This is a genomic window from Chitinophaga sp. 180180018-3, from assembly GCF_037893185.1.
Taxonomy (GTDB): Bacteria; Bacteroidota; Bacteroidia; order Chitinophagales; family Chitinophagaceae; genus Chitinophaga.
Genome location: NZ_CP140772.1, coordinates 6,839,387 through 6,856,384 on the forward strand (window position 1 = coordinate 6,839,387; position 16,998 = coordinate 6,856,384).

Annotated in this window: 14 protein-coding genes; 12 read left to right on the forward strand and 2 right to left on the reverse strand. The window is 47.1% G+C overall.

The features are described from left to right. The first annotated feature begins 201 nt into the window (after nt 1-201). From UNH61_RS26840 to UNH61_RS26885, 10 genes are all read left to right on the forward strand, one after another. Nucleotides 202-1,446 carry an HD domain-containing protein gene (locus tag UNH61_RS26840; protein WP_326995080.1) on the forward strand — a complete coding sequence of 415 codons (1,245 nt, stop codon included), beginning with the start codon at nt 202-204 and terminating at the stop codon, nt 1,444-1,446. 68 nt (nt 1,447-1,514) lie between these two features. After that, nucleotides 1,515-2,564, forward strand: a complete 1,050-nt coding sequence (lpxD, locus tag UNH61_RS26845) for a UDP-3-O-(3-hydroxymyristoyl)glucosamine N-acyltransferase (protein ID WP_326995081.1) — start codon at nt 1,515-1,517, stop codon at nt 2,562-2,564. Nucleotides 2,565-2,604: 40 nt separating this feature from the next. Further along, a complete protein-coding gene (locus tag UNH61_RS26850; protein WP_326995082.1) occupies nt 2,605-4,020 on the forward strand; it encodes a bifunctional UDP-3-O-[3-hydroxymyristoyl] N-acetylglucosamine deacetylase/3-hydroxyacyl-ACP dehydratase in 1,416 nt (471 codons plus the stop codon). A 5-nt stretch (nt 4,021-4,025) separates the two neighbouring features. Further along, nucleotides 4,026-4,826: an acyl-ACP--UDP-N-acetylglucosamine O-acyltransferase gene (lpxA, locus tag UNH61_RS26855; protein ID WP_326995083.1), complete on the forward strand. Its 801-nt coding sequence runs from the start codon at nt 4,026-4,028 to the stop codon at nt 4,824-4,826. Then, nucleotides 4,810-5,430, forward strand: a complete 621-nt coding sequence (locus UNH61_RS26860; protein ID WP_326995084.1) for an ATP-binding cassette domain-containing protein — start codon at nt 4,810-4,812, stop codon at nt 5,428-5,430. The genes lpxA and UNH61_RS26860 overlap by 17 nt, the downstream gene beginning before the upstream one ends. Nucleotides 5,431-5,481: 51 nt before the next feature. Beyond that, a complete protein-coding gene (locus UNH61_RS26865; protein ID WP_326995085.1) occupies nt 5,482-6,768 on the forward strand; it encodes an MFS transporter in 1,287 nt (428 codons plus the stop codon). 57 nt (nt 6,769-6,825) lie between these two features. Next, entirely contained in the window at nt 6,826-7,665 is an 840-nt protein-coding gene (locus UNH61_RS26870) for an MBL fold metallo-hydrolase (protein ID WP_326995086.1), read from the forward strand. Nucleotides 7,666-7,722: 57 nt separating this feature from the next. Next, on the forward strand, nt 7,723-8,103 hold the full coding sequence (locus UNH61_RS26875; RefSeq protein ID WP_339070416.1) for a co-chaperone GroES family protein: 381 nt from the start codon (nt 7,723-7,725) through the stop codon (nt 8,101-8,103). Nucleotides 8,104-8,322: 219 nt separating this feature from the next. Beyond that, on the forward strand, nt 8,323-9,879 hold the full coding sequence (locus UNH61_RS26880) for a helicase HerA-like domain-containing protein (protein WP_326995088.1): 1,557 nt from the start codon (nt 8,323-8,325) through the stop codon (nt 9,877-9,879). Nucleotides 9,880-9,967: 88 nt separating this feature from the next. Then, nucleotides 9,968-11,017: a Gfo/Idh/MocA family oxidoreductase gene (locus UNH61_RS26885; RefSeq protein WP_326995089.1), complete on the forward strand. Its 1,050-nt coding sequence runs from the start codon at nt 9,968-9,970 to the stop codon at nt 11,015-11,017. Between the two features lie 102 nt (nt 11,018-11,119). Here UNH61_RS26885 and UNH61_RS26890 read toward each other — a convergent pair whose 3' ends face one another. Together UNH61_RS26890 and UNH61_RS26895 are read right to left on the reverse strand one after the other, a co-directional pair. Continuing rightward, a complete protein-coding gene (locus tag UNH61_RS26890) occupies nt 11,120-13,033 on the reverse strand; it encodes an ATP-dependent DNA helicase RecQ (protein WP_326995090.1) in 1,914 nt (637 codons plus the stop codon). Nucleotides 13,034-13,078: 45 nt separating this feature from the next. Continuing rightward, nucleotides 13,079-15,181, reverse strand: coding sequence for a cation-translocating P-type ATPase (locus UNH61_RS26895; RefSeq protein WP_326995091.1), 2,103 nt, complete (start codon nt 15,179-15,181; stop codon nt 13,079-13,081). Between the two features lie 119 nt (nt 15,182-15,300). Here UNH61_RS26895 and tsaE point away from each other — a divergent pair, with 119 nt between their 5' ends. Together tsaE and UNH61_RS26905 are read left to right on the forward strand one after the other, a co-directional pair. Then, nucleotides 15,301-15,738: a tRNA (adenosine(37)-N6)-threonylcarbamoyltransferase complex ATPase subunit type 1 TsaE gene (gene tsaE / locus UNH61_RS26900; RefSeq protein ID WP_326995092.1), complete on the forward strand. Its 438-nt coding sequence runs from the start codon at nt 15,301-15,303 to the stop codon at nt 15,736-15,738. Between the two features lie 42 nt (nt 15,739-15,780). Then, on the forward strand, nt 15,781-16,998 hold the full coding sequence (locus UNH61_RS26905; RefSeq protein WP_326995093.1) for an alanine dehydrogenase: 1,218 nt from the start codon (nt 15,781-15,783) through the stop codon (nt 16,996-16,998).

The following is a 16,998-nucleotide window of genomic DNA, read 5'->3' on the forward strand; positions in this document are numbered from 1 at the left end:
ATAAAGTTATTTAACTTCGCATCAATTCATTTAATTACCTGTAACCTACCAATTGTTTTTTACTGTAATAGGGGTTTAGTGGACGTGGGGCGTCATTATTAGTAAAAAAATTACATATAATCAATTCAAGGTGTAGTTTTGCATAATGGCACCAGGGATTCTGACGTGGCTATCCCGTCCGGAATCGAATAATTAAATGCAATGACCGAACGCAAGCGAAAAATTGTTAATGATCCGGTGTATGGCTTTATTACCATAGATCACCCGTTGATTTTTAACCTCATTTCACATCCATATTACCAGCGGCTTCGCCGCATACATCAGATGGCAATGGCTCACCTGGTGTATCCTGGTGCTATGCATACGCGGTTTCATCATAGCATGGGAGCCTATCACCTGATGAGCATGGCTTTACAGGAGCTGCGCAGTAAAGGCACCGATATTACCCCTGAAGAAGAGGTAGCCGCCAAACTGGCTATCCTCCTGCACGACATTGGCCATGGCCCTTATTCCCACGCATTGGAGAATGGTATCATTGAGGGAGTGTCTCACGAAGAGATTTCCCAATGGCTGATGGAACGCCTGAATAAGGAGATGAATGGGGCATTGACGCTGACACTCGATATTTTTAACGGACGCTATCATAAAAAATTCCTTCATCAACTGGTTTCCAGCCAGTTAGATGTAGACCGGATGGATTACCTGAACCGCGACAGCTTCTATACAGGTGTAGCCGAAGGTACCATCGGATACGACCGCATCATTAAGATGCTGATCGTACACAATGGAGAATTGATGGTGGAGGAGAAAGGCATTTATTCCATTGAGAAATTTGTCATAGCCCGACGCCTGATGTACTGGCAGGTGTATCTTCATAAAACGGTACTGAGTGCAGAAAATATGCTTGTGAAAGTGCTTGCCAGGGCTAAATTCCTGGCGCAGGAGGGAAAAGAATTATTCTGTTCTCCAGCACTGGCATATTTCCTGTATAATACTGTTAACCGGAATACCTTCGAATGTGGACCGGATTGTTTAGAATTATTCTGCCAACTGGACGATTATGATATACTGGGTGCTATAAAAGTATGGACTACGCATGAAGACAAAGTACTCTCGCTTTTATGTAAATGGTTAATAAACAGAAACTTATTTAAAGTCGTATTAAGTAATCAGCCGTTTGATGAGAGCGCATCGGATTTATTAAAAGAGCAGGTAAAACAACATTTTGGTATCAGCGAGGCAGATCTGGATTATTTCGTATTTACCGGGGCCGCTACTTTGAGGGCTTATAATGTTAATGACGAGAAGATCAATATTCTTTTTAAAGACGGAACTGTAAAAGACATTTCCTCAATAGACAACGCACTGATTAGCCATACGCTGGCGATACCGGTAAAAAAATTCTACATTTGTCATCCAAAAATTCAGGCTAACAACGTTTTGTAAGGAATAAAATGTCACAGAAAAAGTTTATACTATCCGGTGTTGCCTGGGAAACATTACAATTTTAAACTATGCAGTTTAGCGCATTACAATTAGCTACCATGTTAGATGGGAAGCTGGAGGGAAATCCGGATGTAAAGGTGAGCAACATCGCCAAGATTGAAGAGGCCGGTGAGGGCATGCTCAGTTTCATAGCCAATCCTAAATATGAAGAATTCATATATACTACAAATGCATCCATTCTGATTGTGAATGAGAGCCTTGTAATCGAACGTCCCATTAAATCCACCCTGATCAGGGTAAAAGATGCTTACAGCAGCTTTGCACTGTTGCTGGAACAATACCGGTACCTGACTGGTAATAAGTCTGGCATTCAGCAGCCGTCTTATGTTCCCAAATCGGTGAAAATGGGTGAAAATGTTTTCGTGGGGGCATTTGCTTATCTCGGTGAAAATGTAGTGCTGGGAAATAATGTGAAGATCCATCCGGGCGTATACCTGGGGGACAACGTGATCGTTAACAATGATTCTGTATTATATCCTGGCGTAAAAGTTTACGACAACTGTATTGTAGGTTCACGCGTAGTGCTTCACGCCGGCTGTGTGATCGGCGGCGATGGCTTTGGCTTCGCGCCTCAGCCGGATGGCTCTTATAAAAAGGTTCCCCAGATCGGTAATGTGGTTATCCACGATGATGTGGAAATAGGCGCCAATACTACTATCGACCGCGCTACCATGGGCAGCACGGTAATACAGCAGGGGGTTAAGCTGGATAATCTTATCCAGGTAGCACACAACGTAGACATAGGTATTAATACTGTAATTGCAGCCCAGACCGGCGTTTCCGGTAGTACCAAGATCGGTCAGAACTGCGTGATCGGAGGCCAGGTGGGTATGGTAGGTCATATCCATATTGCTGACGGTACTAAGATTAACGCCCAGAGCGGTTTATCCAAATCTATTACCACGCCCAATACATCATTAACCGGCTCTCCGGCTTATGATTATAAAAGTTCGCTGAAAAGTCAGGCAATTTTTAGAAATTTGCCGGACCTTGAAAAACGTGTGAAGGAACTGGAAGAGATGGTAAAACAGCTGCTCCAGGAAAGAGCAGGCGTATAAAATTAATTACTAGTCAAATAGTTACATATAGGAAGTTATTATGGAAAATCAAGAGTTGCAATACCAGCATACCCTGAAAGGAGAAATTACTTTGTCGGGTATTGGCTTGCATACAGGCGCTCATGTTAATATGACCCTTAAACCAGCCAATCCGGGTCATGGAATTAAATTTCAGCGTATTGACCTACCAGGCCAACCCATTGTGAAGGCAGATGTGGACTATGTAGTGGAAACCACCCGTAGTACTACCCTGGAACACAACGGAGCAAGAGTAAGTACTGTAGAGCACATCATGGCCGCCCTGGCCGGAACCGGTGTGGATAACGTACTGGTGGAACTCGACGGTGGAGAAATTCCCATCATGGATGGCAGTGCCTATGCATTCATTGATGCCATTGAGAAAACAGGGCTTCAGAACCAGGATGCCAAGAAGGTATATTATACGATTGATACCAATGTCAGCTATTACGACGAGAAGAAGAAGGTAGAAATGGTGGCGATGCCATCTGTGAATTACCGTATCACCTGCCTGATCGATTTCAACTCCCCAGTACTGGGTACCCAGCATGCGAAGATGAAGGGAATTGAAGAATTCAAGACTGAAATTGCACCTTGCCGTACTTTCTGCTTCCTGCATGAACTGGAATACCAGCTGTCGCTCAACCTCATCAAAGGAGGCGACATCAACAATGCGATTGTGGTAGTAGATAAGCCGGTAACAGAAGAAGAACTGGCCCGCCTGGCGAAGGTGTTCAACCGCGATAACATATCTGTACAGAAAGAAGGAATTCTGAATAATATTGAGCTGCGCTTCCCGAACGAACCGGCACGTCACAAGCTGCTGGACGTAGTAGGCGACCTCGCACTGATCGGCTACCCTATCAATGCCCATATCATCGCGAACCGTCCGGGACATGCTTCCAACGTGGAATTTGCCCGTAAGATCAAAGCATATATCAAAAAGAACAAACATAATAAGGATGTTCCCGTATATGATCCGAATCAGCCACCGATCTTTGATACACCGCGTATAGAAAGAACGCTGCCACATCGTTATCCGATGCTGCTGGTAGACAAGATCATTGAGCTGGGTGAGGAAAAAGTAGTAGGTATCAAGAATGTCACCTTCAATGAAGGCTTCTTCCAGGGGCACTTCCCTGGTAATCCGGTGATGCCGGGCGTGTTGCAGCTGGAAGCACTGGCACAGGTAGGCGGTATCCTGGCACTGAACCGCGTACCAGACCCTGAAAACTATGATACCTATTTCCTGAAAATAGATAACTGTAAATTCAAGCAAAAGGTAGTTCCGGGCGACACTATGATCCTGAAAATGGAACTGCTGAGTCCTATCAGAAGAGGACTTGTAGAAATGCGGGGGACAGTATTTATCGGCAATAAGGTTGCTACTGAGGCCGACATGATAGCACAAATTATAAAAACCAGAGAAGGCAAATAATCGCAATGATCCACCCGCTAACATATATACATCCGGACGCCAAAGTTGCGCCTAATGTAAAGATTGATCCATTCACCGTTATACATAAAAATGTGGAAATCGGTGATGGCACCTGGATAGGCTCCAATGTCACCATTATGGAAGGAGCCCGCATCGGAAAAAACTGCCGTATTTTTCCGGGCGCCGTTATTTCTGCTATCCCCCAGGATTTAAAATTTGTGGGTGAAGACACTACCGCCGAGATTGGCGACAATACTACGATCCGTGAGTATGTAACCATCAACCGCGGTACCAAAGACAAATGGAAAACCAAAATCGGTAACAATTGCCTGATCATGGCTTACAGCCACATCGCACACGATTGTGAAGTAGGTGATTTCTGCGTATTCTCCAACAACACCACCCTGGCTGGTCACATCTCCGTAGGTAACCACGTAGTGCTGGCGGGTATGGTGGCTGTACAACAGTTCTGCAAAATCGGTGATCATGCCTTCGTAACAGGTGGATCCCTGGTGCGTAAAGATGTACCTCCTTACGTAAAAGCTGCCCGTGAGCCGCTGTCGTATGTAGGTGTTAACTCCGTAGGTTTGAAACGGAGAGGTTTCGCGCTGGAAAAAATCAATCACATCCTGGATATATACCGGATAATTTTTGTGAAAGGATATAAATTGTCCAAAGCTATCAGCATCATAGAAGCAGAATTTCCTGCTACCGATGAAAGAGATGAAATCCTGTCGTTCATCCGTGAATCAGGACGTGGTATTATGAGAGGCTATACTTCCAGGACCAATGACGATATCTCTTAACCAGACAGGCAAGCGTTTTAACTACGACTGGATTTTCCGTCGTGTAACCCTTACGTTTAGTGAAGGTCAGCGTTATGCTATTCTGGGGCCCAATGGTTCGGGCAAATCCACCTTATTACAGGTTATCAGCGGTGCCCTTCATCACAATGAAGGCACCGTTACTTATAGTACACCGGAAAAGCCCATTGCTCCTGATGCGTTTTTCCGGTATTGCACTATTGCTGCTCCTTACCTCGAACTGATTGAAGAATTTACGCTCACCGAGATGATCAACTTCCATCTGCAGTTCAAATCCTTTCTTCCTGGTATCACTCCTGCCATAGCGATGGAATTGGTAGGCCTTGAGAAAGCCGCCAATAAACAGATCCGCAACTTCTCCTCCGGTATGAAGCAACGTATCAAACTGGCACTTGCTATCCTGTCTGATGTGCCGGTGCTGTTGCTCGATGAGCCCTGCACCAACCTCGATGCTGCCGGGATCGCCGTATATCAGCAACTGATCAGGGAATACGGAGGCGACCGCCTTATCATCGTCAGCTCCAATGATGAACAGGAGTACTTCATGTGCAAAGAGTACATACACATTTCCGATTATAAGAAATAGCCCTCAGCTACTAGTAGCAGGTAAAAAAACTATCTTCGTGAAAATCTATTTATGAAGACTGCCAGTAACAAAGTAATCAACGGCTGGGCGATGTACGATTGGGCCAACTCTGTGTACAATCTTGTTATCACTACTACTTTCTTTCCTATCTACTTTCTTGCTGTAACGAACGGCGAAAACGGACATGTTTCCTTTATGGGGATGCGCTTCGTTAATTCTGCGCTGTATAACTATACCATGGCTGTTGCTTTTTTACTGGTAGCATTGGCCTCCCCTATCCTGTCGTCTATTGCAGATACAAGGGGAAATAAAAAGAATTTCCTCCGCTTCTTCACCATTCTGGGCGCTTTATCCTGCAGTGCCTTATACCTGTTCGATGGGGATCATCTCACAATTGGTGTGCTGGGATTCATGTTAGCCACGATGGGATATTGTGGCGGACTGGTGTTCTACAATTCCTATCTGCCTGAAATTGCCACGCCGGAAGATCGTGATAGCGTGAGTGCAAAAGGATACGGCATGGGCTATATAGGCAGTGTAATTCTGCAGCTGATAGGATTCGCAATTGTACTATATGGCAAGAAACAGGGCTGGGATGAAAGCCTGCCGGTAAAGATCACTTTCCTGCTGGTAGGTATCTGGTGGCTGGGATTTGCCCAGATTACATTTGCCAGTCTTCCCAAGAGCACGGCCACAGTGACCAAACACAACAGCAGTGTATTAACAGAAGGCTTTACCGAGCTGCGCAAAGTATACGCACAGGTTCGCGTACTCCCTGTACTGAAGCGCTTCCTCCGGGGCTTCTTTTTCTACAGCATGGGCGTACAAACCGTAATGATGGCAGCCACCATATTCGGCAGCAAAGTGCTTCACCTGGAGGCAACCCAATTGATTGTGACGGTGGTCGTGATCCAGATAGTAGCTATTGCCGGCGCCTGGATCATGGCAAAGCTCTCCGGTAAATATGGTAATCTTCGTGTATTGATTGGCGTTGTATTTTTGTGGATTGGTGTCTGTATTGCAGGGTATAAAATGCAAACTGCTTTTCACTTCTATATGCTGGCAACGGCCGTGGGTCTGGTAATGGGAGGTATACAATCGCTCAGCCGGTCGACCTACGCGAAGCTCATGCCCGAAACCACTGATACCACCTCCTTCTTCAGTTACTATGATGTTACCGAAAAACTTTCCATTGTGATCGGTATGTTCTCTTTTGCGTATATCGATGACCTTACAAATGATATGCGTAATTCGGTGCTGGCGCTGATAGTGTTTTTTGTGATTGGCCTGATATGGATTATTTCAGCGCTGCTTAAGCAAAAACAGCTGGCCAAATAATCTTATCCGCATATAATTGGGTAACTTTCTGCTGCTAAACGTCGAAAAACAAGTGCTATGAAATTATACACCATCGATACCGGATTCTTCAAACTCGACGGGGGCGCCATGTTTGGCGTGGTACCCAAAACAATATGGAATAAGCTGAATCCTTCAGATGAAAATAACCTCTGCTCCTGGGCTATGCGCTGCCTGTTGATAGAAGATGGGAAACGCCTGATATTGGTCGACAATGGAATTGGTGACAAACAGGATGCAAAATTCTTCAGCCACTATTTTCTCCACGGAGATGCCACCCTGGATAAATCGCTTGCTGCACACGGATTCCATCGCGATGATATTACAGATGTGTTTCTGACACATCTGCATTTCGATCATTGCGGAGGCAGTATCATCCGCCAGCAGGATAAACTGGTACCGGCCTTCAGCAATGCTACCTACTGGAGCAATGAAGATCACTGGAAATGGGCTACACAGCCCAACGACCGGGAAAAAGCTTCTTTCCTGAAAGAAAACATCCTGCCTATACAGGAAAGCGGGCAGTTGAAATTTGTAGCACATCAGGAGGGTATCCGGTTTACGGATAATATCAGCGTCCGCTTTGCCAATGGGCATACAGATGCAATGATGCTTCCCCAGATCACCTATAAAGACAGGACCATCGTTTACATGGCAGATCTGCTGCCTTCCATCGGACATATCCCGCTACCTTATGTAATGGCATATGATATGTTCCCACTGAAAACATTGCAGGAGAAAAAGGCTTTCCTGCAGGAAGCGCTGGACAAACAATATATCCTGTTCCTGGAGCATGATCCGGTAAACGAGTGCTGCATATTGCAACAAACCGATAAAGGTATCCGGGCAGGTGAAACTTTTGCACTGACAAACATCTAAAGCGCTGTCAGTCTGTCATTGTTACGGCTGCTGCATTATATTTGATAGTATAGCTGCATGGCTATACACATAACAACAGATAATAAATTGAAAAAACTGATCGTTGTGGGCGACCGTGTGCTGATAAAGCCAGCTACTCCCCACGAGCGCACCAGCAGTGGATTATACCTGCCTCCAGGGGTTCAGGAAAAGGAAAAAGTACAAAGGGGCTATGTTATCAAAACCGGACCTGGTTATGCTATTCCGCTACCTGCCGACAGTGATGAAGCCTGGAAACCAGAAGAGGAAAAGGTCAAATACATTCCTTTACAGGTAAAAGAGGGAGATCTGGCTATTTTTCTGCTGAGTGGCTCCACCGAAGTGGTATATGAAGATGAAACCTATTACATAGTTCCGCAGGGAGCAATTCTGATGCTGGAAAGAGAGGAAGATCTCTGATAGCATTCATCCACAAAGGCTAAAGACAAACAAAAAAATCTGCTATCGCATAGCGGATTTTTTTATTTTGTGAGATGTATAACGAAGCAGTATTTACTTCCCCGAAGCGGGTTGGGCCCAGTGAGTGCTTGTTCTGCCGGGCTTGTTAACTGTAAATTAGCTTCGTGGAACTCGGAACAAACGCTTCCTTTTATTATCTTCATAAAAAAAGTATACATCATGGCCAATCAGGAAGCATTTCTGGACTATATCAAAAGCGGTTATACATTTCAGGGCGAACATTTTAAGTTAGGCTGTGCTATGTTGAATGGAGAAGTAGTAACCGGTGCGGATGTTTACCTGCCGCTGAAAACACTGAACCGGCACGGACTGATTGCCGGCGCCACCGGCACGGGTAAAACCAAAACCCTGCAGGTAATTGCCGAAGGGCTTAGCGACGCCAGTGTACCTGTATTGCTGATGGACATCAAAGGGGATCTCAGCGGTATTGCAGCTGCTGGTACCAGCAATGCAAAGATTACAGAACGCTATCAGAAAATCGGAGGCACCTGGAGCCCGGCTGCATATCCATCTGAATTATTGTCGCTCAGCCAGGAAAAAGGCGTGCGGCTGCGGGCTACTACCAGCGAATTTGGTCCTATTCTGTTGTCGAAGATCCTCGAACTCAATGATATCCAGGCAGGGCTCGTTGCCATGCTGTTCAAGTATTGCGACGACAACAAATTACCATTGCTGGATCTGAAAGACTTCAAAAAAGTATTGCAATACGCCGGCGACGAAGGAAAGGCGGAAATGGAAAAGGAATATGGTAAAATCTCCACCACCTCCACCGGTACCGTTCTTCGTAAAGTAATTGAACTGGAGCAACAGGGCGCTGCGCAGTTTTTCGGTGAACGGTCGTTTGAAGTAGATGACCTCATGCGTATCAGCAACGATGGCAGAGGCATGGTATCCATCCTGCGTGTAAGTGATATACAGGACCGGCCGAAACTCTTTTCTACCTTTATGCTTAGCCTGCTGGCAGAACTATATGCCACCCTTCCGGAAGAAGGTGACCTCGATAAACCGAAGCTGGTGATGTTCATTGATGAGGCACATCTCATCTTCAATGAAGCCAGCGATGCACTGCTGAAACAGATAGATACCATCATAAAACTGATCCGTTCCAAAGGCGTGGGTATTTTCTTCTGTACACAAAATCCTACAGATGTACCACCGTCTGTGCTTGGGCAGCTGGGGCTTAAAGTGCAGCATGCGCTGCGTGCATTTACTGCAAACGATCGTAAAGCGATCAAACAAACTGCAGAGAACTATCCACTCTCAGATTACTACAAAACAGACGAGCTGCTGACACAGATAGGTATCGGAGAAGCGTTGATCACCTGCCTCAATGAAAAGGGCATTCCGACTCCATTGGCCGCTACCATGCTGGTATCGCCACGGTCGCGCATGGACGTGCTGACGCAGGCAGAAATAGATGCGATCGTTGCCAATTCGAAGCTGGTAAAAAAATACGAAGAAGAGATCGACAACGAAAGTGCATACGAGATTCTTACTGCCAAGTTGCAGGAAGCAGCTGATAAAACCGCTGCTCAACAGCAGACTGGTTCAGGATCTGGTGGCGCCAGGCCCAAAGAGGAAAAGAGTTTACTGGAAGAAGTACTCGACAGCTCTGTGGCACGCCAGGTTGGTCGTACAGCCGCCAGCGTTATTACCCGCAGCCTGTTGGGGGCGCTGGGCCTTGGCGGAAGAAGCAAAGGGAAAAGCTGGTTTTAAATCAGTTGCCGTTCGCTGATCAGATCAGAGATATTACTACATTTCACAAGCAGGAGGCAATAGTCTCCTGCGCTATCCGACAATAATTATGAGTAGAGTTATTAAAACGGGCGTTTGCTCCTATGGCATGTCCGGACAAGTTTTCCACGCTCCTTTTCTGCATGTGAATCCGAATTTTGAATTCACTGCTGTTGTAGAAAGAAGCAAAGACCTGGCGCGCCAGCGCTATCCTAACGTTAAGGTATATACGAGTATTGATGATATGCTGGCAGATAAAGAACTGGAGCTGATTGTCGTAAATACGCCGAATTATACCCACTACGATTACGTAAAAGCTGCACTGGAAGCCGGCAAAAATGTAGTAGTAGAAAAACCGTTTACAGTACACGCCGCAGAGGGTGTGGCACTGGCCGCACTTGCTAAAGAAAAAGGCCTGCTGCTGAGTGTATATCACAACCGCCGCTACGACAGCGATTACAAGATTGTTAAACAGATTCTGCAATCCGGCAAGCTCGGTGATGTGTTGGAAGCGGAAATCCACTACGACCGTTTCAAAGAGGAACTCAGTTACAAGAAGCATAAAGAAGTGGGAGGCCCTGGTACAGGCGCTTTATACGATCTTGGTTCCCACCTGATAGACCAGGCGGTTACCCTCTTTGGTATGCCCCGGAAACTGTGGGCTGATATCCGCGTCATCCGTCGCGATTCTGTGGTAGATGACTACTTTGAGCTGGTACTTTACTATGAGCATCTCCGTGTTCGCCTGAAGTGCAGCTACCTGGTGCGGGAAGCACTTCCTGCATATCAGCTACATGGCCGCATAGGCTCCTTTATCAAAAGCAAGGCAGATATCCAGGAAGCTCAGTTGCAGAGAGGACTCTTCCCGAACAGCCCTGATTGGGGCGCTGAAGGTCCGCATGAATGGGGATTACTCCACACCGAAGAAAACGGCAGCATTGTAAAAAAATATGTTCCCAGCCCCAATGGCAACTACATGGATTACTACCAGGGTATCTACGAAGCTATTGCCAACAAGGCTCCAAACCCGGTTCCAGCCGAAGACGCAATTAAAGTGATCAGGATCATTGAGGCGGCGTTTGCAAGCGTGAAGGAAGATAGAATCGTGGCCGTGAATTAAGAATTGAGAATATAGAATTAAGAATGAAGAGCGAAGATCTAAGTGGATAATATTATCTGATATCCGCTTAGATCTTCGCTCTTCATTCTTAATTCCATATTCCTAATTCGTAATTTGATATATCAGCCTCCCCACCTCATCTCTCCCCACCACACCTTCTTCATTCAGGAACTGCAACACTTCCATCAGATCGGTTCGCTTTACGTCAGGAAGGCGGGTTTGCAGGGCATTGAACAAAAGTGGTTGTTCTTTCAGGATATCTATAACGGTATCGGATATACGTTTGAAACCGGAGGCATCCAGCGGTTGAGACTTTTTCTTCAGGCACACGTCGCAAACACCGCAGGGAGCACAGTTTTTTTCCCCGAAATAGGTAACCAGTTGTTGTGTACGGCAGGTATCACTGTTACGGGCATACGCAAACATGGCATTTAGCCTATCCGTGTATACTTTTTTGCGAATCTCTACCCGGGCCATATTGATACGCAGATTGCGGGCGGATACTCTTTCCTGTAAGAAATAGAGCTGGGGCTGATCCCTTCTGGGCTGGTAGCGCAGAATGCCGTATTGATGCAGCTGCTGCAGCTGAGCGGCGATGTCATCATCTTCCATCAGCATAATACGCCCGATCTGTCTTTCGTAGATGGGCACAGGATTATCAAAGATTCCCTCGTAGGTACGAAGGAGTGTTTTGATGATTTCTTCCAAAACAGGATAGGCATTTTCGAACTCATAGAGTGTATCCTTGTTAGTGATGAATTCCGCTCTGGATGGCAGGAACACACTTTCGCTGAGTTGCAGGATACCTTCCTGTTCCAGCAGGCGTAATGCGCTGTAAGCCATGGTCAGGTTCAACTGAAAAGTCCGGGCAAAATCGTTGATATCGAAATCGTAGTACAGTCCTTCCGAACTGCCTACGGGCACCTGCAAATAGTTAACGATGGCCTGGTATACCTCCCGGATCTGCTCCATATCGGGAAATTGCAGTGCGATGCGTTCCTCCATCTCTGCCAGCTCATTTTCGTTATAAAGCAATACAGCGTATGCTTTTTCTTCATCCCTTCCTGCGCGGCCAGCTTCCTGGTAATAGGCTTCGGGGCCATCGGGCAGGTCGTAATGCACTACAATCCGTACATCGGGCTTGTCGATTCCCATACCAAAAGCATTCGTACAAACCATGATCCTGGTTTCATTGTTTACCCATGCTTCCTGGCGGGCGGCACGTTCAGCCTGTGGAAGTCCGGCATGGTAGTAACTGGCCGGAATCCCCTGCAGGGAAAGCAAATCTGCTATTTCCTTCGTACGCTTACGGTTGCGGCAATACACGATCCCTGATCCGGGAACACGTTCAAGGATATGCCTGACTTTATCAATTTTAGAAGTTTCTTCGAGTACGCTGTAAGAAAGATTGGAACGGGCAAAGCTTTTTGAGAAAACGGCGGCATCTTTCATCAGCAGTTTCTCACAGATGTCTGTCTGCACCTTTGGAGTAGCCGACGCCGTGAGTGCCAGTACCGGCGCATCAGGGAAAAAACTGCGTATATCCGCGATCTGCAGGTAAGCAGGCCGGAAATCGTACCCCCATTGGGAAATACAGTGTGCTTCATCTACTGCTATCAGGTTCACCGGCAAGCCGTCGCAATAAGTCTGAAACAGCCGGCTTTGTAATCTTTCGGGAGATACATACAGAAATTTACATCCACCGCGGCGGGCCGCTTCCAGCACCCTTTCCACCTCCTGAAAAGGCATTCCTGAAAAGATGGAATAAGCTGTAATACCTCTCTTTTTGAGGTTGGCCACCTGGTCTTTCATCAGCGCTATCAGCGGCGTAATCACGAGGCATAACCCCGGTTTCATCATGGCTGGCACCTGAAAACAGATCGATTTACCACCACCGGTAGGTAACAACGCAAGTGTATCCTGCCCTGCGAGTATCGAATTCACAATATCTTCCTGCAATGGGCGGAAACCTTCATATCCCCAGTATTGCTGTAATATGGCAACAGGCGCGCTCAAATAATAATTTAATGGTTACTGCGAAGATAGGAGAATTGCCGCTTTTCAGCTCACATTCTTGTAGCGCAGTCGTACCGAATTCACCGCCAGCACAATATCCGAAAGTCCCATTACACCGGCGCCCAGGATGGGATTCAGCAACCCCAGTGCTGCTACCGGGATAGCTACTATATTATAGGCAAATGCCCAGAAGAGGTTTTGTTTGATCGTCAGATAGGTGTGCCTGCCCAGGCCGAGCGCCAGTGGCAATGCTTCCAGGTTGTTATTCAATAATACTACGTTGGCACTTTGCATGGCTACCTGTGTGGCATCGCTCAGGGAAATACCAATAGTAGCTTTGGCCAGCGCCGGCGCGTCGTTGATACCATCGCCCACCATTGCGGTAGCAGCGGTGTTCATCAGGCTGTCTATTTTCTGCAGCTTCTGCTCGGGCGACTGTTCTGCGTATACCTCCGTGATTCCCAGTTGAGCGGCCAGTTCGTTGCATTTACGTCTGGTATCGCCGCTTAGCAATATGGGTTTGATACCGGAAGATTGGAGCTGCCTGATTACCGCAGCTGCTTCTGGTCTTATTTCGTCGGTAAAATCGATCCAGCCGGCCAGCTGATCGTTCTTTATGAGATAAAGGTTATGACTGTCATCTTCCGTTAACCCTTCCGCCATACGAAAAGATCCCAGCTGCCATTGATTTCCCAGTGTATCGCTGGCCCGCATTCCCAGCCCTTTGTGCTCGCGTACCTGTTGCAGTGTAATTTCTCCGGCCGGCTTCCACAGGGCTGCAATAGAGCGTGCAATAGGATGTGAGGAATATTTTTCGAGACTATATACCACCTGTTTGAATGCTTCTTCCGGCATATCAATAGCATGAAAGGCGCCCAGCTGCAGTTTACCAGTGGTGAGGGTACCTGTTTTATCAAACACTACCTGCCTGATATTTTTGAACATTTCGAGGGTATGACCGCCTTTGATGAGTATACCATTGCGGGCTGCACGGCCCAGGCCCACCATTACGGCAGCAGGTGTTGCCAGTCCCATGGCGCAGGGGCACGCAATCACCAGTACGGCTACACTCCGCATCATCGCTGTTCCGAATGAAGTATGCCCGATAAAATACCAGCCCAGGAAGGTGATCAATGCAATGCTGAGCACCAGGGGTACAAAAACGGCGCTGATACGATCGGCCAGTTTCTGCATTGGAGGCTTATCGGCCTGCGCCTGCCGCACCAGCTCTATAATATATGATAGTACGGTGTCTTTGCCTGTAGCTGTTATATAGACTTTGATACTTCCATCTTCCAGTATGGTACCTCCTATCACCTTATCTTTTTCCTGCTTACTTACCGGCGCACTTTCTCCTGTGATCATGGATTCATTCACATGGCCGCTGCCCCAGTAAATGGTACCGTCCATCGGGATCTTATCGCCGGTGTTAACGAGTACACAATCTCCCGTGCGAAGGGTACGGTTATCCACTTCGTGGATATGCTCATGCCCATGATCGGTATTGATCAAACGCGCAGTAGTGACCTGCATGCGGGCCAGTTCGGATATAGCAGTAGTAGTTTGTTTTACGGATTTCTCTTCCAGCAGGTTGCCGAGGAATACCAGGGTGATGATGGCTGCAGCGGTTTCAAAAAACATATAATCTGCGTCGCCGTAAATAAGAGTCCCCACAACGCTGTATACAAATGCAGCAGTAGCTCCAATGGTCACCAACACATCCATATTGGCCATGCGGTTGATCAGCGAACGAACAGCACTGCGTCCGAAATGCCACATGCCCACTGCGTACACTGGTAGTGTAAGCCCAAACTGTACCCAGGGCTGATGTAACCAGGGCCAGTTCACCCACATGTGCAACAATAAGGGAAGTGTAAATATTAAACAAAAAGAAAATTTGAATAGCAGCGTGGTATAGAATTTACGCTCAGCAGGTTTATCTTCCGGTAATACTACCCGGTATCCCATCTGGGCAATACCTTCGAGTACTTCTCCGGAATCGGCACCTTCGGGGGCGATGAAGCTCACTTCTTCTGTGGCAAAACTGACATTTACATCCTGCATGCCTTTCTTTTCCAGGTATTTTGAAACGCTGGCAGCGCAGCTGGTACAGTGCATCCCTTCTACCTTGCAATTGATAGCTGTCATTTAGCTTATCCTCCTGCATACAAAGGTACCTGTTGACGAAATAGACAGGGAAAATATTAATGCAACAGAGAGGCATAAAGCCCCGGGGCTGATTTAGCGCCTTTTCGCTATTTTTGGCTATGCAATGGACATTTACGCTGGATCAATTACCGGAAACTGCCAGGCAATTCTGGGAACATTTTGCAGACAAACGGGTGTTTACCCTTACAGGGCCGATGGGGGCCGGAAAAACCACGTTGGTAAAAGCCCTTTGTGCAGCCCGGGGAGTACACGATGCCACCGCCAGTCCTACTTTTTCAATCATTAATGAATATGCCTACGAGGATGACAAAGGAGTTGCCCATAGTATTTTCCATCTTGACCTCTACCGGCTGCGCGACGAAGATGATGCCATCAGTGCAGGTGTGGAAGACACGCTTTACCAGGATGCCGTTTGTTTTGTGGAATGGCCGGAAATAATAGCGCATCTGCTTCCACCCGATACCGTTCACCTTCAGCTGGAAGTGCAGCCCGATCAAAAAAGGCGGTTACTTGAAATCGCTTCATCTCTCAAATGACGTATCTTTGAATACTTCGATCTAAAAACTTAACACCCATATATGGAGCAGAGGCAGAAACCTGTAGTAAGTGCCGGATTCACCTATTCACCACTGGAGGAGACGCTGGATATTCCCCAGAAAAATTCCCGTTTGTTCATAGGAATCCCGAAGGAGACTTCGTTCCAGGAAAACCGGATTGCCCTTACCCCCGATGCTGTAAGCATACTGGCTGCGCATGGGCACCACATTGTAGTAGAACATAAGGCCGGCGACGGTTCTCATTATTACGATACAGACTATTCGGAAGCCGGGGCAGAGATCGTATACGATAAAAAAGAGGTTTTCAAGGCGGAGATTATTGTTAAATCAGCCCCGCTGAACGACGATGAGATAGAGCTGCTTCATCCGCACCAGATCGTTATTTCGCCCATACATCTTGCCGCGCTGAAGGCTCAGCAGGTAGAACGGATGATGGACAAACGCATCACGCTGCTATCGTTCGAAAACCTGAAAGACGATGCCGGCACCTACCCTATTGTCAGAGCGATGAGTGAGATTGCAGGGGGGGCCTGTATGCTGATAGCCGGGCAATACCTGAGCAACGACAATAAAGGGAAAGGCATCCTGTTAGGAGGTGTGACGGGAATTCCGCCTACGAAAGTAGTAATCATAGGGGCAGGAATCGTCGGAGAATTTGCCGCACGCACCGCCCTTGCGTTGGGATCTTCCGTAAAAGTTTTTGATAACAACATTTATAAGTTAAAACGCTTACAAAACAATATTGGCGTACGGGTATTTACTTCCGTTATTCAGCCCAAAGTACTGGCGGAACAGTTGCGTAATGCGGATGTTGCTGTTGGTGCATTGTCGTCGCAAAGTGGGCGTACCCCTATAGTTGTAACCGAAGCAATGGTCAGCAATATGAAAGCCGGCTCGGTGATCGTAGATGTAAGCATCGACAGGGGTGGTTGTTTTGAAACATCCGAAATCACGACCCACGAAAATCCTGTATTCAAAAAATACGATGTGGTACACTATTGCGTACCGAATATTCCTTCCGGATTTGCCCGTACAGCGTCGGAAGCCATCAGCAATGTGCTGATGCCACTGCTCGTCGAAGCAGCCGATGACGGCGGATTTGAGAACCTGGTTTGGATCAAAAGGGGTGTCCGTAACGGCATCTATCTTTACAAAGGCGCCCTGACCAATTACCACCTTAGCGAGAAGTTCAAGCTGAAATATACAGACCTGGAGCTGCTGCTGGCGGTGAAGGGATAG